This window comes from Peribacillus sp. FSL E2-0159 (assembly GCF_038643155.1).
Classification (GTDB): Bacteria; Bacillota; Bacilli; order Bacillales; family DSM-1321; genus Peribacillus; species Peribacillus simplex.
Genome location: NZ_CP152053.1, coordinates 2068859 through 2092353 on the forward strand (window position 1 = coordinate 2068859; position 23495 = coordinate 2092353).

General features: G+C 38.6%; 17 protein-coding genes and 2 pseudogenes. 14 read left to right on the forward strand and 5 right to left on the reverse strand.

Going from position 1 to position 23495, the window contains the following annotated elements; translation table 11 throughout:
- The first annotated feature begins 224 nt into the window (after positions 1–224).
- The 3 genes from NYE63_RS10250 to NYE63_RS10260 all read left to right on the forward strand — a co-directional run bounded on the left by NYE63_RS10250 (position 225) and on the right by NYE63_RS10260 (position 5709).
- Complete coding sequence (locus NYE63_RS10250) at positions 225–1556, forward strand: peptide MFS transporter (protein ID WP_342605036.1); 1332 nt, start codon at positions 225–227, stop codon at positions 1554–1556.
- A gap of 879 nt (positions 1557–2435) precedes the next feature.
- Positions 2436–4811 carry a M14 family zinc carboxypeptidase gene (locus NYE63_RS10255; protein ID WP_342605037.1) on the forward strand — a complete coding sequence of 792 codons (2376 nt, stop codon included), beginning with the start codon at positions 2436–2438 and terminating at the stop codon, positions 4809–4811.
- Between the two features lie 775 nt (positions 4812–5586).
- Positions 5587–5709, forward strand: a complete 123-nt coding sequence (locus NYE63_RS10260) for a hypothetical protein (RefSeq protein ID WP_285847439.1) — start codon at positions 5587–5589, stop codon at positions 5707–5709.
- A gap of 343 nt (positions 5710–6052) precedes the next feature.
- On the opposite strand, the gene NYE63_RS10265 is transcribed toward NYE63_RS10260, so the two are convergent.
- Complete coding sequence (locus NYE63_RS10265; RefSeq protein WP_089364314.1) at positions 6053–6580, reverse strand: acyl-CoA thioesterase; 528 nt, start codon at positions 6578–6580, stop codon at positions 6053–6055.
- A gap of 176 nt (positions 6581–6756) precedes the next feature.
- Positions 6757–6909: a hypothetical protein gene (locus NYE63_RS10270; protein WP_342605038.1), complete on the reverse strand. Its 153-nt coding sequence runs from the start codon at positions 6907–6909 to the stop codon at positions 6757–6759.
- A gap of 558 nt (positions 6910–7467) precedes the next feature.
- Here NYE63_RS10270 and NYE63_RS10275 point away from each other — a divergent pair.
- A pseudogene (locus NYE63_RS10275) lies at positions 7468–7640 on the forward strand (HU family DNA-binding protein); the annotation flags it as partial.
- A 137-nt stretch (positions 7641–7777) separates the two neighbouring features.
- On the opposite strand, the pseudogene NYE63_RS10280 reads toward NYE63_RS10275, so the two are convergent.
- Positions 7778–8758 (reverse strand): annotated as a pseudogene (locus NYE63_RS10280) (amino acid permease); the annotation flags it as partial.
- A 753-nt stretch (positions 8759–9511) separates the two neighbouring features.
- Here NYE63_RS10280 and NYE63_RS10285 point away from each other — a divergent pair.
- From NYE63_RS10285 to NYE63_RS10315, 7 genes are all read left to right on the forward strand, one after another.
- Positions 9512–11110, forward strand: a complete 1599-nt coding sequence (locus tag NYE63_RS10285) for a long-chain fatty acid--CoA ligase (RefSeq protein WP_342605039.1) — start codon at positions 9512–9514, stop codon at positions 11108–11110.
- A 101-nt stretch (positions 11111–11211) separates the two neighbouring features.
- On the forward strand, positions 11212–12489 hold the full coding sequence (locus tag NYE63_RS10290; protein WP_342605040.1) for an MFS transporter: 1278 nt from the start codon (positions 11212–11214) through the stop codon (positions 12487–12489).
- Positions 12490–12585: 96 nt separating this feature from the next.
- The gene (locus tag NYE63_RS10295) at positions 12586–13758 is read left to right on the forward strand and encodes a thiolase family protein (protein ID WP_342605041.1); all 1173 of its coding nucleotides are present in this window, start codon (positions 12586–12588) and stop codon (positions 13756–13758) included.
- Positions 13759–13904: 146 nt separating this feature from the next.
- On the forward strand, positions 13905–15053 hold the full coding sequence (locus NYE63_RS10300) for an acyl-CoA dehydrogenase family protein (protein WP_342605042.1): 1149 nt from the start codon (positions 13905–13907) through the stop codon (positions 15051–15053).
- Between the two features lie 70 nt (positions 15054–15123).
- Complete coding sequence (locus tag NYE63_RS10305; RefSeq protein WP_342605043.1) at positions 15124–16308, forward strand: thiolase family protein; 1185 nt, start codon at positions 15124–15126, stop codon at positions 16306–16308.
- An 86-nt stretch (positions 16309–16394) separates the two neighbouring features.
- Positions 16395–16799, forward strand: a complete 405-nt coding sequence (locus tag NYE63_RS10310) for a PaaI family thioesterase (RefSeq protein ID WP_063235466.1) — start codon at positions 16395–16397, stop codon at positions 16797–16799.
- A 68-nt stretch (positions 16800–16867) separates the two neighbouring features.
- A complete protein-coding gene (locus NYE63_RS10315) occupies positions 16868–18466 on the forward strand; it encodes a long-chain fatty acid--CoA ligase (protein ID WP_342605044.1) in 1599 nt (532 codons plus the stop codon).
- Positions 18467–18575: 109 nt separating this feature from the next.
- Here NYE63_RS10315 and NYE63_RS10320 read toward each other — a convergent pair whose 3' ends face one another.
- On the reverse strand, positions 18576–19229 hold the full coding sequence (locus tag NYE63_RS10320) for a hypothetical protein (protein WP_342605045.1): 654 nt from the start codon (positions 19227–19229) through the stop codon (positions 18576–18578).
- A gap of 580 nt (positions 19230–19809) precedes the next feature.
- Between NYE63_RS10320 and NYE63_RS10325 the strand changes: the two genes are divergently transcribed.
- The 3 genes from NYE63_RS10325 (at position 19810) to NYE63_RS10335 (ending at position 22398) form a co-directional block, all read left to right on the forward strand.
- Positions 19810–21030, forward strand: coding sequence for a M20 family metallopeptidase (locus NYE63_RS10325; RefSeq protein ID WP_342605046.1), 1221 nt, complete (start codon positions 19810–19812; stop codon positions 21028–21030).
- Positions 21031–21108: 78 nt separating this feature from the next.
- Complete coding sequence (locus NYE63_RS10330; protein WP_342605047.1) at positions 21109–21933, forward strand: DUF3100 domain-containing protein; 825 nt, start codon at positions 21109–21111, stop codon at positions 21931–21933.
- Positions 21934–21954: 21 nt separating this feature from the next.
- A complete protein-coding gene (locus NYE63_RS10335; RefSeq protein ID WP_342605048.1) occupies positions 21955–22398 on the forward strand; it encodes a hypothetical protein in 444 nt (147 codons plus the stop codon).
- Positions 22399–23084: 686 nt separating this feature from the next.
- Here the strand turns inward: NYE63_RS10335 and NYE63_RS10340 are convergent.
- On the reverse strand, positions 23085–23429 hold the full coding sequence (locus NYE63_RS10340; protein WP_342605049.1) for a hypothetical protein: 345 nt from the start codon (positions 23427–23429) through the stop codon (positions 23085–23087).
- Between the last annotated feature and the right edge of the window lie 66 nt (positions 23430–23495).

Sequence of the window (23495 nt, forward strand, 5' to 3'; positions counted from 1 at the left end):
TAATGCTCATTTAGATTTTGCTATCTGATTCTTTTTGCAACAGAGTCAATAAAAAATGTAAACGCTTACTGATGATGGGTTGGATGGCATGAGTGGCCATCGTATTAGGCGTAGGTGGAACGAATCAATAATTTGTCTATTAAAATAAAAACCATGCAATTATTTTGTGAATGTAACGATTGGTGGATGGTTTAATATTTAACCATATTTAGGGGGACTTTATTATGCAAGCAATATTAAAAAATGATGTTCAGCAGCCAAACCAGTCCAGGAAAAAGCATCCTCCAGGACTATATATGCTGTTCGCGACTGAGGCATGGGAGCGCTTCAGCTATTACGGAATGAGAGCAATACTTGTTCTTTACTTAACGGCAACTGTTGTAAACGGCGGGCTTGGAGTCGACAAATCTACGGCTATGGGCATATACGGATTCTTTACTGGTGCCGTTTATATTACGCCAATGATTGGCGGATACTTAACTGACCGTTTCATAGGCAGAAGATTGGCGATCACGATTGGTGGCATTTTAATGGCGCTTGGTAACTTTTCGCTATTCGCAAGTCAGAGTTTGACAGCGCTTTACATTGGCCTGGGTTTATTGATTATCGGTAATGGTTTCTTCAAGCCAAACATCTCGACAATTGTTGGTGATCTTTATGAAGATAACGATCCGCGTCGTGATGGAGCTTTCACCATCTTCTATATGGGTATTAACGTAGGGGCTTTCTTCGCACCATTAGTAGTTGGACTTATGAGTTATAAATATGGGTTCTTGACAGCAGCAATTGGCATGATTGTAGGACAGTTAGTTTTCAACTTATTCGGCAATCGCTATTTAGGTGATATCGGTAAAGAACCTACTGGTAAACCGGATGTAACAGCTGGTCAAAAATCAGCTGCACCGTTAACGAAAAGAGAACAAAAACGTACAGCGGCAATCGTGATTTTGGCAGTCTTCGTTATTGCGTTCTGGGCCGCTTTCGAGCAGGCAGGAAGTTCATTGACATTGTATGCTAATGACCAAATTGATCGGAATGTATTTGGTTTTGAGGTTCCAACTGCTTGGTTCCAATCATTGAACCCATTATTCATCGTGATTTTAGCGCCAATTATGTCTGCTTTATGGTACAAGCTTGGCAGCTCAAAACGCGGTGACTTAAAAACTCCAACGAAGATGGCTCTTGGTTTAGTCACTGTTGGTTTAGGTTTCTTAGTACTGCTTCCTGCTGTTATGTATACAGGAAACGATACAGCGCTGAAAGTAAACATCCTGTTCATGATTGTAACGTATTTCCTTCATACATTAGCAGAATTAATGATTTCACCAGTTGGTTTATCAATGGTAAGTAAAATTGCTCCAATCAAGCTTGCTTCTCTTCTAATGGGAGTATGGCTGGCAAGTTCCGCGGTAGCTAATATGGTAGCTGGCCAATTAGCTGCATATACACAGTCTTTAGGTTACCTGGAAATATTCAGTGTAATTGGTATTGTAACAATTGGTTTAGGTATTGTATTATTGCTTATTTCGAAGCCAGTAGCAAAGCTAATGGAATAATTAGAAAAGGAGCTGACCCAAAAGGCACATAATGTGCCTTTTAGGTCGAGCTTTTTTATTTAGTGTAAAAAAATAAAAGAATAGGTCCAAACTGGTGTAAGAGGAGTCTCGACAACGACCCAAACCAGAAAAGAACGATTCTCTTATGAAACATAATGATCTTTCTTTTAAAGAGTATACCATGGATAAACGGTTTCACTGCAAGAAATCCATCCAACTTGCTAACACTCAAGTGCACATCATATAAAGTTTAGACCGCTGGGGACAAACTATAAAGTAAAAGAGCTTTTTACCGATTTGGAAACGCGTGGAAATTATTTATAAATACTAATATCTTCGGAAGTGATGAAAATAGATAAATATTCAGTCGTAATTAACAGAAAATTCTTAATTAACAAGAAAATAAGTATATAATATTATAAAACAGTTATCTAAGTTATGGGTCACTATTTCTTAATTAGGAGGCGATACTCTTAAACATGTACGTAATTTTATTTTTTAGAAAGGGAATAGTAGTAGGATGAAAAAATAGAGAAATTTATTAGTCTAGAAAGGAATTAAAGCAGCTACATTAGCCGCTGAGAATGCGGGTTTAGGTATTGCGTTTCCACCCATTCGTTCAATGTTCATTTTATTGGAATTCTCTTCTATTACAGCGTTTTGGAAGGTCAACTGTATGTAGCGGTGCTTGCTGGGGGAGCATATCATACAGACTATTTTTAACGATGTGGTTTGTTCGACGTTTTAAAATTAAAGCGCTTTCAACAAAATTTGTTCAGCCTATTAGCCAGTCATTTCGTGTTGTATTCTATTTAACTATGTATTAATTATTTAATTTATAAAAAAAAATCACTATATATAAATACTGGAGGTTTTAGGATGAAAAAGAAAAAAGCATTATCCGGCCTGATGGCTGTAAGTTTACTAACCGTAATTCCGTGGAGTTCTGGACATGCTGAGAAACCTCAATGGACAAATGTTAATACATATGAGGAACAGGACGGAAGCAAGTTTAATAGCGAAAACTATGACTTTGTGAAATTCTCACAAATTGGTTCCAAATTAAAAGAGATAGAAAAACGTTCAAACCGTGTGAAAGTTGAAGTCCGTGGAACATCAGCTGATGGAAACCCACTCTACGTTGTCACGATTGCTGACCCAACAACGCATGGGAAGTTCGGAAAAGTGAAGGCACTTAGAAAGCAAATGTTTAAGAATCCAGGCAAAGCTCAAGAATGGGTTGCCAATAATCCTGACTTTAAAGTTCCAATCATGATTAATGGTTCTATTCATGGGACTGAATTTGTCGGAAGCGATGCAATCCTTCAATTAATTGAACGTTTTGCTACCCAAAATGATGCAACAACCAAAGACGTTTTAGAGAATAATATTCTTATTTTCAATGTCGTACAAAACCCTGATGGACGTATTGATGCCACCCGCTTTAATGGCGAAGGAATTGACATAAATCGTGACTTTATCACCCAATCACAGCCAGAAACAAAAGAGATGGTTGAGCTCATTAAAGAATGGAACCCGATGGTGTTCCTTGATACTCATGGTTATGTGAAAAATTATCAGCCGAATCTGCAGGGGTTAATTGAGCCTTGTACGCCACCGCATAATCCTAATTACGAGTATGACTTATACGGAAAATGGGCCTATAAACAGGCAGAAGCGATGGAAGCGGAAATAATGAAGGATCAGGAGAACTATTCAGGATCCTTGTATCAAAACATGAAAGGTACATATATTCCGCTGCGCGATGACTCCGCTGGCTGGGATGATTACCCACCAATTTTCACACCAATGTATGCGATGTATCATGGTGCTTACGGTCATACATTAGAAGCTCCAACAAATGATTGGGATGGCGTACGATGGATGTATAATTCGATTATGGGGGCACTGAAATTTGCAACAGCTAACAAGCAATCCATGATTACTGATCAAATTGAAGTTTTTAAAAGAGGAATTAACTTTGACCATCCTTTTCATAAGGAAGGGTTATTTCCAAAAGCCTACATACTTCCACTAGACCCTAAGGATCCGACTGTTACGAATAAGGCTGTAAATCATTTGATCAATAATGATATTGAAGTTGTTCAAGCTTTGAATGCATTTGAAGCGGATGGATTGTCATATCCAAAAGGAACTTATCTTGTTGAGATGGATCAGGCGAAGGCCGGATTAGCAAACACGATGCTTTGGGATGGGGAAGACATCACGAACGATACTCCAGCAATGTACGACATTTCCGCATGGAGTTTACCGGAGCTTTGGGGATTCGAGGCAGTTGCCACACAAAATCCTATTAAAGTCAATGCAACGAAAGTAAACCAAATTACAGGTCAAGGAAAGGTTTCAGGAAAAGGACCGTTTCTGATTCCTAACAGCTCTGTCCAATCTGTAAATTTAGTAAATGCATTGCTTAAGCAAGGAATACCTATTGTACGTGATGCACAAGGTAACTTCTTTGCAAAAACAGTAGCTAATCAGGTATCAGCAGCGGTGAAAGAATCTGGGTTACAGGTTGGAACTGCTGATGTACCAGCAGATGCAGTGGCTATTACGTCTTTAAAAGTGGCTATATTAAAGGATGGAGGTATGGGTAAACAGAAATCACACGCAGGAACAAAGCTCGCTTTGAAAAGACTAGGTTTTGATGTGACAGAAGTTACGCCAGTTGAAGTGGCTGAAAATACCCTTAACGGTTTTGATATTTTTGTCTATAGTGGAACGGAAAGTCTCATTTCTACCAATCTTTCTGAAGCTAATAAAGAATTTGGATTAAAGAACGAAGGGCAACTTAAGGCGTTTAAAGAAAATGTGACAAGCTTCTTAAATGAAGGAGGAAAATATATAGCTGTAGGTGCTGGTGCATCTAGAGCAACTAAGACACTTGGTCTTACAGATGACATCATTAATGTAGGAGGTTCCAACAGTAATGGTATTGTAAAAGTTGATTATGTGGGAATCGGTTTAACAGCTGGTTATGGAGAGGATGATATCGGCTTTGTCTATCGTCCAACATGGTTCACGGGTACGGATAATGATGAAGTCGTCGCGACCCTTGCAGATTCAGATAATTTCTTCGTAGCTGGTCACTGGAAAAATAACATAACTGCCAAGGGCCAAGCTATAATAGTAAAGGAACAGAATAAAGATGTAACTCTTATTGGTTTAGAAGCAGGATTCCGCGACCACCCGGATTACTTGTTCCGTCTTCTATCTAATGCAATTTTCGAAAAATAGTAGAAATAACCAAAGCCGGATTCAGCAATGAATCTGGCTTTGGTTATTTGAAAAATACTGAAACTTTACTCTGAACTCATTACTTTTATATCATCTTAATATATATGAATAGCAGTCTTTTAGAACCGTTTTTTTTATTTATTGTTAAGATTGTGAAAGAACGTACTTAACCTAACGGGTGCGTTAGCTTAAGATCGGAGCTGTCTTTAAGGCAGCTTTTTCTTTTTTCAACTGAAATGAACGAAACTGTCAACCCACCACACTCAAACGAAATTCTTAATAGGTTGTGACAATAGATCTGGATAATTCCGCGATATATAAGACGGTGTTTGCCGTTCAATGTAATTCTTCTCTCTTCTAGAATACAACCTACAGGCACTTTGTTGATTTGCCTGATGGAGTGGCAATGGGGTGTTGCATTATGGGATGATATAGTTCTACTGCTATGTGTGTTCCACAGAAAAACCGACTTATGGCCAAGTTATCATAAATGATGGGAGTAAACTCGCAATTTCAAATGGTTTTGGCAGCAAACCTCCTTATGGACTATCTGTAAAACCATTGACAATTAGCAATAGGTAATTATCGGTAAGTTAAAATCATGAAGTTGAAGAAGAATCTCAAATAGCATAGCCTGCAAAAAAGAACGCAAACTAAAAATACTGGTTGCCGATAACGAAAAAAGATAAATTTCACAGTATCTTTAATATAGTGTATTTATTATTGTTGGCATCCAAGTCATATAACTAAATCAAACTACAGGGGTGGTAGAAAAATGTCTAAAAATAAAAATAAGCAATTGAAGAATAATGACGCTTTACCTAAAACGGATGTAGAATTTGCGAATAATGGACTTGAAAAATTAGCATTAAAAGCCCAGGAACGCAAAAAAAAGTAAGCATATGTGACTTTCAAACTGTCCCTCAAAAAAAAGATATTTTTAGGGGATACTAAAATTACCGTCCCAAAATCAACAATTTTTTTCCTTATATCTTGTAGAAGAAACTCTTCAAAAAAAGCCTTTGCTCCATAGGAGTAAAGGCAAGAATTTATCATTTTATTTTTCGTAGATACGCTTATCCTTTAAGAACAACAGGGAAAATTTCACTAATCTATAAGACTGACACAATATCCTCTCAATCCATTCTGTTGTAAAATTCACTAGGACTACCATTCCCCTCATGAAATTAACTTATTAGTTCTTTTCTAATTTATCCCATTCTACTACTTGTCCATAAAGCTTAGCATGAACTATATTGTTCCCAAGGATAATTTGCAGTTAAAAATGCAGCCAATTCCTTACTTTTTTGTTTCCTTTCCTTACGAATTCTTGCTCTATCAGGTGCGGTTTCATGTAATTTTCGCTCTTCTTCTGTTTCTGGAATGACTTGTGGAACACGTGTTGGCCGGTTATGTTGATCAAGTGCTACGAAAGTTAAAAGTGCAGTTGCTGCGATTTTACGATTACCGCTTTTTAAGTCTTCTGCAATAATTTTCACAAAGACTTCCATTGACGAGGTACCTGTCCATGTTACATAAGATTCAAAGGAGACTGAATCTGTTGTTCGAACTGGATGTAAAAAATCAACTGAATCTGTTGAGGCAGTTACACATTCCCTACGGCTATGACGCGCTGCAGAAGTTGAGGATACCTGATCCAAGTGGCTCATCAAACGACCGCCGAACAAAGTGTTATGATTATTTACATCATTTGGGAAAATGCGACTTGTTCTTATAACTCTTGATTCTTTACAATATTTAGTTTCCATTTAAATATCTCCCTTTAATTTATACTCTTTATATCTATTCCTAAAATAGTGAAACTGTCTCATTCATATCGATTCGATTTTGAACAAGGTTCTATTATGTCTATCTTCCTTTTTATAATCCTGATTAGTTTAAAGAAGGAATGTAAAGGTTATAATTAGCGAAAGATTCTGAATTTTTATGATTTAACTAAATCAAAATCATTAAAATAAATTACTTCTGTTAGGATTTTATAACCCTGCATACTGCTGAAAGCATCTTTAGCTTCTTTTTCAGAGTCAAACTCATATATTTTAATGTTGTTCTTTGAATGAACAGTGATTACCCACATAATAGGCCTCCAATAAAAAGTTTTCTAAATCTGTTCTTCCATTAGATGATTTTATAACCATTGAAAACGAGAAGATTCAGCGGTCTTTCTTCTTCAAACAATAAGCTGCTATTCGCATGATGACTTAGTCTATAAATGGTTCATTATTTTAGGGTTAAGAACATAATTTGTGTACCTCCTAAGTTTTTAAATCTATATTAATTCACAATGCAAGTATCGTGCCAACCTGTAACTCGCAGAATTCAAAGAGTATTAGCGACTTTAGACTGCCAATTTTTTTTGCATGAATAATTTTTTGTTTGGAGATAGCAATATATTTTTGCACCTATCTACCACTTTCACAAAAAGGATTTAGCTGTGTATATTCAACCAAATTTTCTTTAATAAAATTACTTAAATAAATTATGCAGTTTAGTTCCTTCATCAGCTAGAGGGTGCTTTACTTCAATTAGGGAGTTGCTGGGCAGCCTTTTTCTTATGCAACTATGCGGCAGGTTAGTTTTTCTTAGTCTTTTTTATTTTAAGTTCTCGTAGATACATAATTTGAAACGATCTCCAAATACGCTCGCTAAAGAGGCGAAAAACAAATTAATTGGATTTGATACCTTTGAAGTGCGCGACCGACAGATCTAACTGGTAGAAATACATAATTAGGATAAGAAATACAAATTGCGGCTTTCATAGTTCCTGCTTTTAAATCAGGTAAGGAAATTAAAGCGGCTATTAAATAAATTATGAAAAGGTTAGGTTTTTAGTTTTTACTGTCGCATCGGTTTTATTAGAATTCGTAGTATAAAATGGGTTAATCGTATTATTCAAAGGTTGCTTTTCATTGTTTTTCTCTTTTACCTGGACAATCCTTACAAGATTAGATGACCATTTTTTTACCCGAATTTAATTGCACTTCCTGTTGAGGTGTATTTACCTGCTTGTTTTTCTTCACCTTAAAGTGATAAACGGAATAGCAACCAAAGAAAAATGCTCCTCAGCAATAAAGGGTCATTCGCTGCTCGGGAACAAATGCTAGACTAATCAAGACGATACAGTTTGTTATTAAAGCAAGTATGGGGATGAATGGATAAAGTGGTACTTTAAATTTTCTACCTTTCCACCCTGACGGATATATAATCTTCTAAAGGCAAGAAGTGAGGCCGAAATGGCTATCCAGCCAATTTTGTGCTCCTAATCCTGCAAGGGAGAGAAGAAAGACAAACATTGTTTTTGCAGCTACTACACTTGAAAGTAAAGACAACCCGGCTATTGCAAGGGTGATAAATAAGGCATTTAATGGAATCCCTCTCTTATTTACCATACCGAGCTTTGGACTTACCATACCTTCTCTAGAAAGCTAGTACAGCATACGTGTCGCCGCATAAAGGCCGGAGTTTGAGCCGTAAGAATGATAAAGTTCATAATGTCAGCGGCATAGTGACCTCAATACTATCTAGTACAACAACGAATGGACTTTTAACGATTCTTGCTTTTTCCCTTGGAATCATCCCTGAGAGTACAGTGACTGAAAGCACAAAGAAGAAAAGATTTCGCCAAACGGTTTGTTTGATAGATTTAGGTATGACCTTTTCTGGGTTTTCACTTTCTCCTGCTGCGATTCCGATTAACTCTGTGCCCTGGAACGAAAAGTTCACGGTAATCACCATAATAAGTAAGGCTGATATTCCATTTGGAAAGAGGCCTTCATTGAAAAAGTCGGAGAAAAACGGTGACTCTTATCCACCTTTCATATAAATATTGCAGCACCGCCAACTACGATAAACAGAATAATGGCTAATACTTTTATGCTTGAAAAAACAAACTCCAATTCCCCAAATGCCTTTGCTGATTTGCTATGAGTATACCCTGTTCTTAAAAGTGTAAAAAACATTTACGGACGTTCTTTGTCTTACAGATACATTTACGAACGGTTTGATAGAATAAGAGATAGAATTAACATGGAGAGGTGTAAAAAATGGTTGTTCGTAAATTGGGATACATATAAGTTAGTTGCAAGGATCAACATGAAGAACGACAACTTCAAGCCATGTTGGGATAATGGACTTAAAGAACGAGATATCTAGATCTTTACAGGATGGTCCGATCGATTGAACCAGTTATGTGGCTTGGATGGATTCTTGAATTCAGCGCTGGAAAAATCAGTCTACGAATGCGCAAAAGCTAAAAAATCTTGGAATGGAAGTTGAGCTATAGATTTTATATTTTTTTACTCGTAAGCCAAGTTTCAATAAATGCTGCACTTGCCCATCCTTAGCTGGAAGGGCTTTTCAAATTTTATAATACACCATGGATAAAATCAAAATCACGATTTGTGAGTAAGTATAATCTATAATATGGTAATAAACTACTTTTCACCATCGATTGAAAACCAACCAGTGTCTGTAAAAATTCAATAATGAATTATTGGTATTTCGATGAATCCTCTACAGATAGGCATTATATGTGAATAAAATTCATTTATGAATTGACTGATCTTAATACTAAGCGATTTTACACAAGAATAGGACTTGGCATGCAAGTTGCATAATCATAATAATAATATAAATCAAACATGCACGATAGAAATTCGTTTATATGTGGAGGGATAATGGTGCGAAAAACGATAAATAAACCATGGGAGCAGTGGTATGTTGAAAGAATGAACTCTATGAAGCTACCGGAAATATCCGTCTATTCACTGCTTGATATAACAGTAAGTAAGTTTCCACACCATACAGCCATCATTTATGAAGACGAGTCAATGGATTATAAGAATCTAAAAATGCAGGTAGACAAACTTGCAGGTACTTGGAGAGAAATGGGCTTTGTTAAAGGTGAACGGATTGGTCTGATGATGGCAAACCACCCTTATTTCATTATCAGTTATTACGCTGCCCAGGCACTAGGTCTGTTAGTTGTACAAATTAATCCCATGTATAAACCACGGGAACTATTGCAAATTTTAATAGACTCGGATACCAAGAATATTGTATTTGACGAAACGGCCGCAAATACAATCGAAGAAACGAAAACGATATATGAATTTGATGTTTGCATTGGCACGGAAAATAATCAAAATGGTTCTTATTCCCTTCAAGCGATGATTGAAACTGGGGAGGCTATTAGGAAGCCCGAAATGATAAGCCCGCATGAAGATACTGCAGTCATCCAATATACTGGCGGCACCACAGGGAAGATGAAGGGTGTCATGCTTACTCACCATAATTTAACCTCAAATGTCGTGCAGAGCTTTGAAATGTATGGGGATTCCTTGAAACCTGGCGAAGAAATCGTTTTGGCAGCTACGCCTCTTTACCATGTTTATGCAATGACAAGTGCAATGAATCTAGGTATCTATATTGGAGCTGCCATCCTCTTATTTCCTAAATTCGAACTTCAAGATGTACTTGCAAAAATAAAAAAGTATCGTCCGACTTTCTTTCCAGGAGTTCCTAAGATGTACAATGCATTCGTCAATCATCCTGGAATTGAAAACTATGGACTGAATTGTTTAAAAAGTTGCTCTTGTGGATCGGCGCCCCTGCCGGTTGAAGTAATTAAGCGATTTGAGGAGCTGACAGGTGCCAAAATCGGAGAAGGTTTCGGTTTGTCGGAGGCTTCACCTTCCACTCATCGTAATCCGCCTTTTGGAAAAAGAAAAATAGGAAGCATTGGCATCCCTTTTCCTGGCACGGACTGTATGATCATTGATGATGAAAATAATGAAGTGCCTAACACAAGCGTCGGGGAGTTGCTTATAAAAGGCCCCCAAATCATGAAGGGTTATTGGAATAACGAAGCCGAAACCAAAAAGGCCTTACAGAATGACTGGCTATATACTGGCGATCTTGCTGTGATGGATGACGAAGGATATTTCTATATAGTCGGCAGAAAAAAAGAAATGATCATCGTCGGCGGATTCAATATTTACCCTCAGGAGGTAGAGGGAGTTCTGTATGAACATCCGGCAATTAAAGAGGCAGCTGTGGTGGGCATCCCCCATAAAGAAAAAGGCGAAATTGTGAAAGCGTTCATCGTACCTAAAGAAAGCGCTTCCGTGGATCTTGAAGAAATAGAAGGATATTGTTATTCCCAATTGACGCCTTATAAGGTACCAAAAGTATTTGAATTGAGAAAAGAACTTCCGCGAAATACAGTGGGGAAACTATTAAAAAGATTGTTAGTTAAAGAAGAATTGGAAAAGGAATGAAAGATAGGGAATGTGGTTAGCTCATCCAACCATTTATGATCAACTCTACGTTGGATGGTATACGAATTTGTATACAAAAATAAAGAAGAGGAGGGATTCATATGCGTTGGGTTGTTCTCATTCTATTATTCTTTGGGGCCGTCATCAATTTTGCAGATAAATCTATCGTGGGTCTCGCAGCGGTTCCTATCATGAAGGAATTCGATCTTTCCTATGCGGAGTGGGGCCTTGTTGGAAGCAGTTATTATTGGCTCTACCCAGTAACAGGTATTTTTGGGGCAGCATGGGCTGATCGGCTGGGGGCTAAAAAAGTACTGGGCTTCATCATGCTGACATGGACAGTTTTGCAATTCGGGGTTTTAGCCATTACCGCTCTTCCTTTTTTAATTCTATACAGGATTTTACTGGGCGCATTCGAAGGGCCGTATAGCCCAATTGCTTACAGTCATGCCGATAAGTGGTTTCCGCCGAAGCTGAAAGGATTTGCCAATTCGGTAGTGGTTGGCGGAGGAACAGTTGGTGCGATGATTGTGGCACCGATCCTCGTTTCCTTAATTACGATATTCGGCTGGAAGGCTGCCTTTGCCGCTCTTGGTGCAGCAAGCCTTGTTTGGTTCTTCCTCTTTCAATTTTTAACAAAGGAAAATCCAGTTGAAGTATATGAAAATGTACAAAAGAAAAAGAAACCAAGACTAGAAAAAATAAAAGTGAAAGACTTTTTGTTGTTACTGGCTTCACCTACTGCTTTGTTTACTACACTCGCTTATTTTTCAACGTATATTTTAGTTGTTTGGTTTTCTGTTTGGCTCCCGATTTATTTAGTGGAGGCCATAAAAATGACTCCCGGTCAGATGGGAACCAGCGTTGCGGTAATTGGAGTCGTTTCCGTATGTATTTATATGGGTGTATCGATGGTGTCTGATTATTTATTCAAGAAGAATCAGAATTGGCGGTCATCGAGGGTATTTGTCGTCGCGGGCGCTATGATTCTTGGTGCATTGTTCTTTTCCTCAATCATGGTGTTTCATAATCCAATCTGGGTGATAGTCGCCATGTGTTTAGCAAAGGGTCTTACATATGCCATTTTACCGATAGGACCAACGATCATGATCAATGAAATGCAAGAGCGGGGGGGATTGATGACAAGCATCTTAACATCTTCAGGGAATATAGCAGGCATTATTGCACCTCTGTTAACTGGCTATATCATAAGTTTAGCTGGAGGAAATCAACTATTGGGTTATAACTTATCGATATTGTTCATGGCCATCCTTGTCCTGGCTTTTGGCATCCTGTTTGCGATATTCGTAAAACCTGCCAAATTAAAAGGGAATCATAAAAATAAAAGTTCGGATGACTTTGATCTTAAGTCCTCATAAGCATGGTCTAACCTGCTTACATTCAATGAAACTAGTGAAATGAAGGAATGCCTGCACAAAATGGTGTGAATAAAAGGAAAAGGAGCGGATGGGGAAATGAATAGAGATGCCGTCATAGTTTCTGCAGTTCGAACAGCAATTGGAAAACAGGGAGGAGCACTTGCATCGGTTCCAGCCCACATTTTTGGGGCAGAAGTGATGAAAGAAGCCATAAAACGAGCGAATGTCGAACCTAGAATGATAGATGATGTCATCATGGGGAATGTGTTAAGCGGGGGTGGAAACATAGCCAGGTTAACTGCTCTGGAAACTGGTCTCTCGATTCATCTTCCGGGACTGACTGTCGACCGTCAATGCGGATCGGGAATAAATGCTGTCAACTTAGCTGCACAAGCGATTCGGTCAGGCGAAGGCGATGTCTATATCGCCGGTGGGGTCGAGAGCATGAGCAGGGCGCCATACTTGATGGATCGTCCGGAAAAAGCATATAGTGCAAAGCCACCGCAGTTCAGAAAGTCCCGGTTGTCCCCAAAAGAGATTGGCGATCCCCCAATGGGAATCACGGCTGAAAACTTAGCGGAAAAATATGAGGTCAGTAGGGAAGAACAAGATGAATTCGCTCTACAAAGTCAAAAAAATATGGCCAGAGCCGTTGAAGAGGGCCGTTTCAATGAGCAAATTGCGCCAATTTACATTCCCGTCAGAAAAGGTGACGAAATCGAATTTAAATTGGATGAACATCCACGACCGAAAATAACGAAAGAAGGGCTAGCCAAATTATCTCCTGCGTTTTTAGAAGGCGGGTCCGTAACTGCAGGCAATAGTTCGGGATTGAATGATGCCGCGTCAGCCTTGGTCATAATGTCGAGGGAAAAAGCGGCGGAATTGGGGATTAAGCCTTTAGCGACGATTAGGGCCCAGGCCGTTGCAGGGGTAGATCCAAATTATATGGGCATAGGACCTGTTCCTGCTATAAAAAAGGTAATGGAGAAATCAGGGCTTTCCTTAAATGAAATGGACATTATTGAAATTAATGAAGCCTTCGCCGCTCAAGTCATTGCTTGTAATAGGGAGCTTGATATGAATCCCGCAAGAGTGAATGTGAACGGGGGAGCCATTGCACACGGACACCCATTAGGTGCGACGGGTGCCATCCTCATGACGAAAGCGGTATATGAATTGAAGCGTTCAGCCGGAAGATTTGCTCTTATTACAGCTTGCATTGGAGGCGGACAGGGAATTGCTACGATAATTGAACGTGAAGCCTGATTTTGTATGAGTGAGGACTCTAATTTACCAGAATACAATGAATTCCATTAAATGATTAGAAGACACAGCATTAAGCCCTATATTCCATAAGAAGAAAACTTGTCAATGGCTACTATACTTGAACAGACCTAAGGAGGAATAAACTCATGACAATCACTTTAACCAAGGAAATGCAGCAAATGAAGGAAATGATCCGTAATTTTGTTGAAAGGGAAGTGGAGCCCTACGCCATACAAATTGAAGAAGAAGATGCCATCCCGGAGCATTTGGTGGAAAAAGCAAAAGACCTTGGCTTATTCGGGATAAGCATTCCTGAACAATACGGTGGAATTGGCTTAAATACGGTGGGAAAAGCTACCGTATTAGAGCAGTTAGGAAGGACCCATAATGGTTTTGTTTCATTAATAAGCGCTCACACAGGGATTGGAAGTACAGGTCTGGTTAAGCTTGCATCCGAACATTTGAAAAATAAATACTTGCCTGAAATGGCAGCAGGCACGAAAATTGGCGCCTTTGCTTTATCTGAACCTGGAGCCGGATCGGATGCAACCAATTTGGCAACAAGTGCAGAAAAGAAGGGTGATTACTGGGTGATGAACGGGACGAAACATTTCATCACTAATGGGCCGATAGCTGATGTTTATACAGTATTCGCTTTAACGGATAAAGATAAAGGGGCAAAGGGAGGGATTACTGCTTTTTTAGTAGAAAGAGATTTTCCTGGTTTAATTGTCGGCAAAAAGGACAAAAAAATGGGGTTAAGAGGATCATATACCTCACAGGTCATTTTCGAGGATTGTATCATACCTGAAGAAAATGTTATCGGCGAAGTTGGAATGGGATATATCTCTGCCCTTAAAATTTTAGGTGAAGGGCGTGTAGGATTGGCTGCAAGAGCAGTGGGATCAAGCGGGAAATTAATTGAATTGTCAGCTAAATATGCAAAAGAGCGCATTCAATTCGGTAAACCAATCGCGGACAACCAAGCGATTCAATGGATGCTTGCTGATATGGCAACCGAAACGGAAGCCGCAAGAGCATTGACGATGATGGCGGCGCAAAAGATTGATGAAGGAAAAAAAGTGATCAAGGAAGCATCAATGGCAAAACTGTTCGCTTCAGACGTTTTTAATCGGGTGGCGGATAAAGCGGTTCAAATTCATGGCGGAATGGGATATATGGCTGAATATCCAGTTGAACGTTTTTATCGGGATGCCCGCATAACGAAGATCTATGAAGGAACGAATGAAATCCAACGTTTAATCATTGCAAGGAATGTCCTGGAAGAGTGTTAAGTGTTTACTGTTTTATTCGGGCAGGTAGTCTTTTGCCCATGTATCTGGATTTTTAAGGGGGAGGAACGAAATGGGAGAAGATATCGTGATCGTGAGTGCTGTACGAACACCAATTGGAAGGTATGGTGGAGCATTTAAAGAGATTAGTTCCGGTCATTTGGCGAGCATTGCCATTAAAGAAGCGATCAAGCGGGCGAATATTGCAGCTGAACAAGTAGATGAAGTCATTTTCGGGGAGGTTAGGCAAACGACCGAATCCTCGAATGTTGCGAGAGTGGCAGCACTGCGCTCAGGGATCCCCGATTCTGCACCGGCTTTTACGGTAAACCGGTTATGTGCATCAGGAATGCAGGCCATCACCTCAGCAGCACAGCAGATAAGCTCAGGTCAAGCAAATATAGTTGTTGCCGGCGGTACGGAAAGTATGAGCCGCGCACCGCTTTATTTAAGAAGTGCGCGTTTTGGGGGAGACCGGACTAAACTAGTGGATTCTAATACTGAAGCTGGACAGCAACCACAAGAAATTTATGGAAAAAGTTTAGGGATGGGAATCACCGCTGAAAATGTCGCACAGCGATACAACATTTCCAGGGAAGAACAAGATGCCTTTTCAGTGGAAAGTCAACGAAGAGCGGCGCGAGCGATAGAAGAAGGAAAGTTCAAGGATGAGATCGTTCCTGTCCAGGTCTCTGACAGGAAAAGTACGGTTACCGTTGAAACGGATGAATATCCACGCCCGGAAACCACGATGGAAAAGCTTGCAAGCTTAAAACCGGCATTCAGGGAAAACGGAACCGTCACTGCAGGGAATGCTTGTGGCCGTAATGACGGGGCTGCTGCATTGGTATTAATGAAAGCCAGTGAAGCGAAACGGTTACAAGTACAGCCAATCGCAAAGATTGTCGATTGGGCGACTGCGGGAGTTCCTCCTGAAGTGATGGGAATTGGTCCAGTACCAGCCGTCGGAAAACTTATGGAGCGCACCGGGAAAAAAGTAGAGGAAATTGGGCTTTTCGAATTAAATGAGGCGTTCGCTTCACAGGCATTGGCAGTAATCAGGGATTTATCGTTAGATGAAAACAAGGTTAATGTAAATGGGGGAGCCATTGCACTTGGGCACCCAGTCGGTTCGACTGGCGCCCGGATCGTGACAACGCTAATATATGAAATGATTCGCAGAAAAGAAAGATATGGAGTTGCTACACTTTGTGTTGGCGGCGGACAAGGAATGGCTATCATGATTGAAACGGTATAGGCCAACGATAAAGGAGTGGAAACCCCATACGTTTCTGCTCCTTTCCGTATATAAGTTTAATCGTGTAAAAGTGAGGGGGAGGAAGATTGCCTGTTGAAGTGGAGGATATTCGGAATCAATTCGAAAGTAGTGCATTCTTTTCACATATAGGGTTTGAAATCATTCGGTTTGAAGAAGGGAATGTAACTATAAAGTTAAACATTGAAGAACATTTACTTAATGTTAATGGAACACTTCACGGGGGCATTCATGCTACCATGCTGGATACCATACTAGGAATGGTGACTCGATCCGTTACCAAATCTAAAGTCGTGACGACAAGTTTAACTGTACATTATTTAGCCAGCATATCGAGCGGGGAATTATTTGCTGAAGCAAAAGTCCTTCAAAAAGGATACAAAATTGCCTTTACTGAAGGAGAAATAAAAGATACTGAAGGCAACATCATTGCAAAGGGAACAGGAATTTTTAAAATCATTCGTGAAAAATGAGGCAAGGATGATCAAAGTTGGCTTGCCTATGTTCCATTTTATTAGAAAAGAATGAGGTGTGAAAAAAATTGACTAGAAACTGGCATGGATTTTATCCGAAAGAAACTCCTGCTGAAATTGACATTCCGTTATTGTCATTATCTGGGCTCCTGGAACGTTCAGCCCGACATTACCCAACCTGCAAAGCCGTAATAGATGGGGAGCGGGAAATGACATATATGGAGTTGAAGAGTGCCTCAGATCGTGTTGCTGTGAATCTATACAACCGTGGATTTCAAAAAGGCGATCGTATAGCAATCATGCTGCCAAATTGTCTAGAATATATCATTGCCTATTATGCCATTCATCGTTTGGGAGGTGTGGTCGTTCAAGTGAACCCACTGTATCAGTCGAGTGAATTGGATTATATATTACGGGATTCAGAAGCAGAATGGTTCATTGGACGTGAGGAACAACGGGGAAAATTAGTGCTAACAAGTTTCTCTGAAAGGTTAACGTTCATATCTGCCGAACAATTAATGGAAGCTGGAACGGATTTATCAAGGAAAGATATGGAACTTCCTGCTCTGGCTATCGATCCCAAGAAAGCTGTGGCTGTACTTCAATATACTGGGGGGACTACAGGAAAATCAAAAGGGGTCATGCTCACGCATTTTAATTTGATCGCTAATGTATATCAAGACTTTGCCTTCACGGCAAATGCCCTTAAACTCCAAAGGCCTGGCGAACGGATGCTTGGATTGACCCCACTATTCCATGTGTTTGGTAATGGGCGATTGAATAGTGCTATTTATGCCGGATCAACTTATATCACCTTAGAGAAATTTGAAATAAACAAGGTGGTAGATTTGATTCGTAAACATCGGCCAACCATTTTTCCTGGTGTCCCGACCATGTATATTGCTTTACTGAACCACCCGGATTTAACGGCGGACGACTTAAGCTGTTTTAAGTACTGCAGCTGTGGTTCAGCTCCGCTCCCGATAGAAATCATTCATCAGTTTGAAAGAAAATTACGGGTTACAATATTAGAAGGATTTGGAATGTCGGAAACTTCACCCACTACCCACCGCAATCCAGTTATAGGTCAGAAAAAACCAGGAAGTATCGGAATTCCTTATCCTAATACCGATGCTAAAATCATCGATCTGAAAACAGGCATTGATGAATTGCCAGCAGGCGAGATTGGCGAACTGATCATTAAAGGTCCGCAAGTAATGAAGGGATATTGGAAAAATCCAGAGGAAACGGCAACGGCTTTACGGGATGGATGGCTTTACACTGGGGATATCGCGACGATGGATGAAGAAGGATATTTTTATATCGTAGGCAGGAAGAAAGATATGATCATTGCAAGCGGTTATAATGTTTATCCAATCGAAGTTGAAGATATTATTTATCAGCATCCAGCCGTAAAAGAGACATGTGTATATGGGGTTCCGGATTCTTACCGTGGGGAAACGGTAAAAGCGGCCATTGTCTTAAAGAAAGGAAAGTCAGTCCCGGAGCAGGAAATCAGGGAGTTTTGCGTGCAACGACTGGCCAGATATAAAGTGCCGCGAAGTTTTGAGTTCAGGGAACAACTGCCAAAATCAGCTGTTGGGAAAATATTGCGTAGAATATTGATGGAGGAGGGAACGCAGAGCACTACTGCCGGGGAGAGATAAGCATATCAGTTATAGTTTGGGAGTTCATATGAAACCCTAAATAAGTGAAACCTTTTTTCGAGGTTCCCCTTATTTAGGGTTTTCTATCATATCTTTATAGTCTATAAAACTACTTTCCTTTTAGGGGAATTTCAAATGAAGTCCCATCCACCAATAATTCATGGGACTCACCATCCGCTATATCATCAGTAGTGAATGAAAAGGAATCGAGCCGCTCGAAGTTTTCATCGGGATCAACCAATAAGCCAATTGTGCCTTTTCTTGTTTCTCCTGGTTGGTAATCTGATCGACTTACTTTTTTTGTCCCCATAAAAGTATCTCCAAAATGGATGAAATTTTTAGAAGGCACATCATATGTAAGATCATCATTGAAAGTAACATTTTCCATGCTGAAGAACTGAAGTTCCTTCGAATCTTTATTTTCAACAGAATAAGTTATTTCTAGATAAGAAACCTCTTCATCAATATCCGTTTTAGATAACGCAGCCTGTTGATCGATTTCCTCCATGGATAAATTCTCTTTATAGTATACCGAATAAGCCTCATCAAAACTCAATCCCGTATAGGGCTTGAGCTCATCCTTTACTTCATCTGTGAGTGAAGATAATTGAATCCTGCGGATATCCTTGATTGTGATGACCATGGGTGCCAATTCAAATGACTTATTAATAGACTTCGATTCTAGTAATGTGAATGTTCCCCAATTTTTTTGGCGAACCTTATCGCCAACTTTTTCAAGATGGGTCCCGCCATATTCCTGCACTTCAGGAATTTTGGATTCCTTGGCTTCCGCATTTTTCCCTTTTTCAGTTTTATCACTCTCGAAATAATTGAAGGTAATTACACTTAAACAAATAAGAAATAATCCAACAATCGTTGAAATGATCCATCTTTTACGGATACTTCATCACTCCTTGTTGTAAACCATTGATGTCAAAGTATAATATACCATTTTTTTGCAAATGGTGGGATTGGGTATTTGAAGAAATTAAAAGGCAGGAGCCCGGTAGATTTCCGGGTTCATGTCCTCAAGGCTTCTTATTTAATTAAAATGTCTAACTTTTGATGATATGTTCCGGCCCTCGAGACGATTGTTCCTCGAACATCTGGCTCTTTTATTCTCCTTTTTGAACACTCGCTAGCGAATAATGTTTTTTTTGTATTTTCAATATTTACAGTCAATATTTGAAATGGTAGTATAATAATATCTATTAAGAATTATCAAAATATAAGGTTTTTTCGAAAAAATCATTTTTTTATTATAATGAAAGTTTTTCTAACTAAAATAATATTATTATAGTTAGAATATTTTGTGTTAATTTTTCTTTAGGGGATGAATGATGATGAGTATCAAAAAAATGTCAAATTCAATTAAGTTAACTGAAATAGTAGAGCAAACATCTAGAATATATGAAGAAGCTGTGAGATTAAGAAGAATGATCCATGAAAATCCTGAACTAGGATTTGAAGAGCATAAAACGGCTGAAATTATTGCGAATTATTTAAAAGAGCTTGGAATTGAAGTGACAACCGGAGTAGCTAAGACAGGAGTTGTGGGTATTCTTCGTGGAGATAATGAGGGGCCTGTGCTTGCATTACGAGCTGATATTGATGCTTTACCTATCCAGGAGAAAACGGATGTAAGCTACAAATCTAAAAATCCTGGGGTTATGCATGCTTGCGGACATGATATGCATACCGCAATGTTACTATCTGCCGCTAATATTTTATCTCAAAATAAGCAACATATTGCGGGTACAATAAAATTCATTTTTCAACCTGCTGAAGAGATGAAGGGCGGAGGAATAATGATGGTTGAGGAAGGAGTATTAAACAACCCTCCCGTTGACCATGCTTTTGCTTTTCATGTTTGGCCTGAATTAGCTTCTGGAACATATGGTTTTAGAAATGGTGCGATAATGGCAAGTATGGATTCTTTTGATGTTGTATTAAAAGGTAAACAAGGTCATGGGGCAGCACCGCATCAAGGAGTAGATGCTATTGTGGGTGCTGCTCATGTTGTAACAGCACTACAAACAATTGTTAGCAGAGAAACAGATCCGGTAGATTCTGTTGTTATTACAATCGGAACAATTGAAGCAGGAGATGGCTATAATATTATTCCTGAAAAAGCTAGTTTTAAAGGAACTGTACGAACGCTTAATGCGAACACTCGTAAGGAAGTGGCTGCAAGTATTCGACGAATTATCGAAGGAGTAGCTTCCGCACTTAAATTAGAAGTTGAAATAAACTATAACTTTACAGTGGGGTATCCTGTTACAATGAATGATTCAAAATTTAATGAACATGCTGCTGCTATTGCTACTGATTTATTTGGAGAAAACTCAGTGCAATGGTTGACAAAACCAAGTATGGCAAGTGAAGATTTTGCTTTCTATTTAGAAAAAGTCCCGGGTACATTTGTCTTCTTAGGAGTAGGAGAAAACCCAGAGGATCCGATGAAGCTGCATAGTGATGTATTTTTACCAGATGAAAAAGCGATGATCCAAGGGATTTCCCTTATTGTAGGCCTAGCTATAAATACTACTGAAAAAATTCAATAAGTAAAAAATAATAAGCAATAATAGTGTTGGTTTTCCTTTTTAGAATCAGCATAATTTGGAGAAAAGGAGTGTAATAAAGTGCAAGGAAATTCTCTGCGTAATTGGAAAATTCATTTATTTGTTTTGATATTAGTCTGTGTTACAGAATTTATTGGCGTAAAAACGTTTAACATCGGGATTGGAGCCATTGCATTATTTCCAATGTTGTATGCATTAATTATCGGAGCCATTATTAGTTTACCTTCTTTAAAAATTTTAAAAATGAAGGAAATGAATGTAGCGGCCAATATTTTAGGAATTTCATTCATGCTTTTTGTAGCCAAATTGGGAATGTTAATGGGGCCTTCATTGCCGAAGATATTTGATGCTGGGCTTTCTTTAGGATTACAAGAAGTGGGACATTTCGCAGGGACAATCCTATTAGGTTTACCAATTGCTTTATTACTCGGAATGAAAAGAGAAGCAGTCGGTGCTACTTTTTCAATCGATAGAGAACCTAACTTAGCCATTATTGCTGAAAAATATGGCTCGGATTCACCAGAAGGACGGGGAGCACTAGGCGTATATGTTTGTGGTACTTTGTTTGGGGCTTTATATCTGTCAGTGTTAGCGAGTTTTTTGGCTCAAACAGGTTGGTTTCATCCAATTTCACTAGCAATGGGTGCGGGAGTAGGTTCAGGTAGTATGATGGCTGCCATGTCAGGAGCATTAGCTGTTATATTCCCAGAATCCGCAAAGGATATCGCAGTTTTTGCTGGTGCTGCAAACTTAATTACAACAATTTTAGGAACATATATATGTGTATTCTTTTCTCTTCCTTTTACAAACTATTTATACAAAAAATTTGAGCCTATTTTAGGGCGAAAGTCAAAAAAAGATCAAATGAAAAATATTGGAGCATAGGACTTAAAGGGGAGATTTTAAATGAAAGATAAAATATTGACTTTTATAATTATTGGAATAATAGCTATTATGGGAAATTGGGTTGGATACAATGTTTCACCAATTGACGCATTACCAGGTATGATGATCATTGTTGCAGTAACGATATTAGGGTTCTTTTTCGCAAAAATCTCCCCTATTAAACTACCAATTGTTATTTGGGTTTCTATGTTAGCCTTATTGATTACAACACCGATTTTTCCAGGAAACGCATCAATCATAAAAGTAACAGAACAAGTTAATTTTATGGCCTTGGCGACCCCTATTTTGGCTTATGCTGGCCTTTCTTTCGGGAAAGATTTGAAAGAATTTAAAAAATTAGGCTGGCGAATAGTTGTTATATCTCTAGTAGTATATACAGGAACATTTTTATTATCAACTCTAGTTGCAGAAGTTGGTTTTAGATTAACTGGTAAATTCCATTAAGTTTTTGTGATCGTGCTACTCGTATTTAACTTAAAACCATGGAAACGAAAAATTGAAAGAGCTTATGACTATAGAACGAAAATTGAAGGTGTCTACGCTGTATGAGATGTAAAAAAGGAGCACAGTTTTACCTTAACTTTAATAGTTTTATAAAATGTCTGATTCTAATGTTATGGAATCAGGCATTTTTTATGCAAAGAAAGCATTAATTTCCCCAGTAAGAACTGATGTTTTCAGTTCTTTCGATTGGTACCTTATTTCCAATGATATAAGATATGATTATCAAAATATCTTACGCAATATATAGCCCTGTATACTCTTTAACATTGAAGCAGCCAGAGGATTGCAGCTGTTTGGTTAGGTATTTTCCTATTAATATTTTATATTAATAGAAAAAGTCCTTTTCAAAATAAAGCAAATGTGGCCAACTGGAAAAAGGTAGTTTAAAACACGGGATTTAGTTAAAGTGATTATTTGGTATTATTTTCATTATGACAGTAAAACAAATGAGCTTGGAGATATTTTTCCAAGTTATTTTTAATGTGAAAAATATTATATTTCACTAGTAAATAGTTAGGTTTTATTTAAAAAAATCTTGTTCCCCTATGTCTCTTCAGTAATTCTAATTATCATTAAAATAGCATAGCACCTCCATTTGAATCTTTTAAATCAACCCTTTTATTAATTTAGCCAAAAATATGCGATGGATTAATTATATCCCCGGTTAGTGGTGATGGAGGAAATAGGGGTGTTACAGTCGAGATATGTGGAAAATAGACATGTTTTCTCAAATTTCGCCCAGCAGCATTTGGCATGCTTATGTCAGGGATATTCCTATATTTGATGTTTACATCGACCTCCTTAGTAGCTGCAATGGTATATTTGAATCTTTGTATGGTCTTTAAAAGCTTTGCCTTTACAGTTGCTTTTGCTTTGCCGCATAAAATCATGTCTAAAAAGGTTATCGGTTCCGCAATGAGAGTAATTAATATGGGAGCATAGGTAGCAGGTTTCATATCACCTCTTGTCATGGACTTTATCATCACCCTTACAGGATCCTACAATGGGGCATTTTGGTTCTTAATCCTCAGCTATAG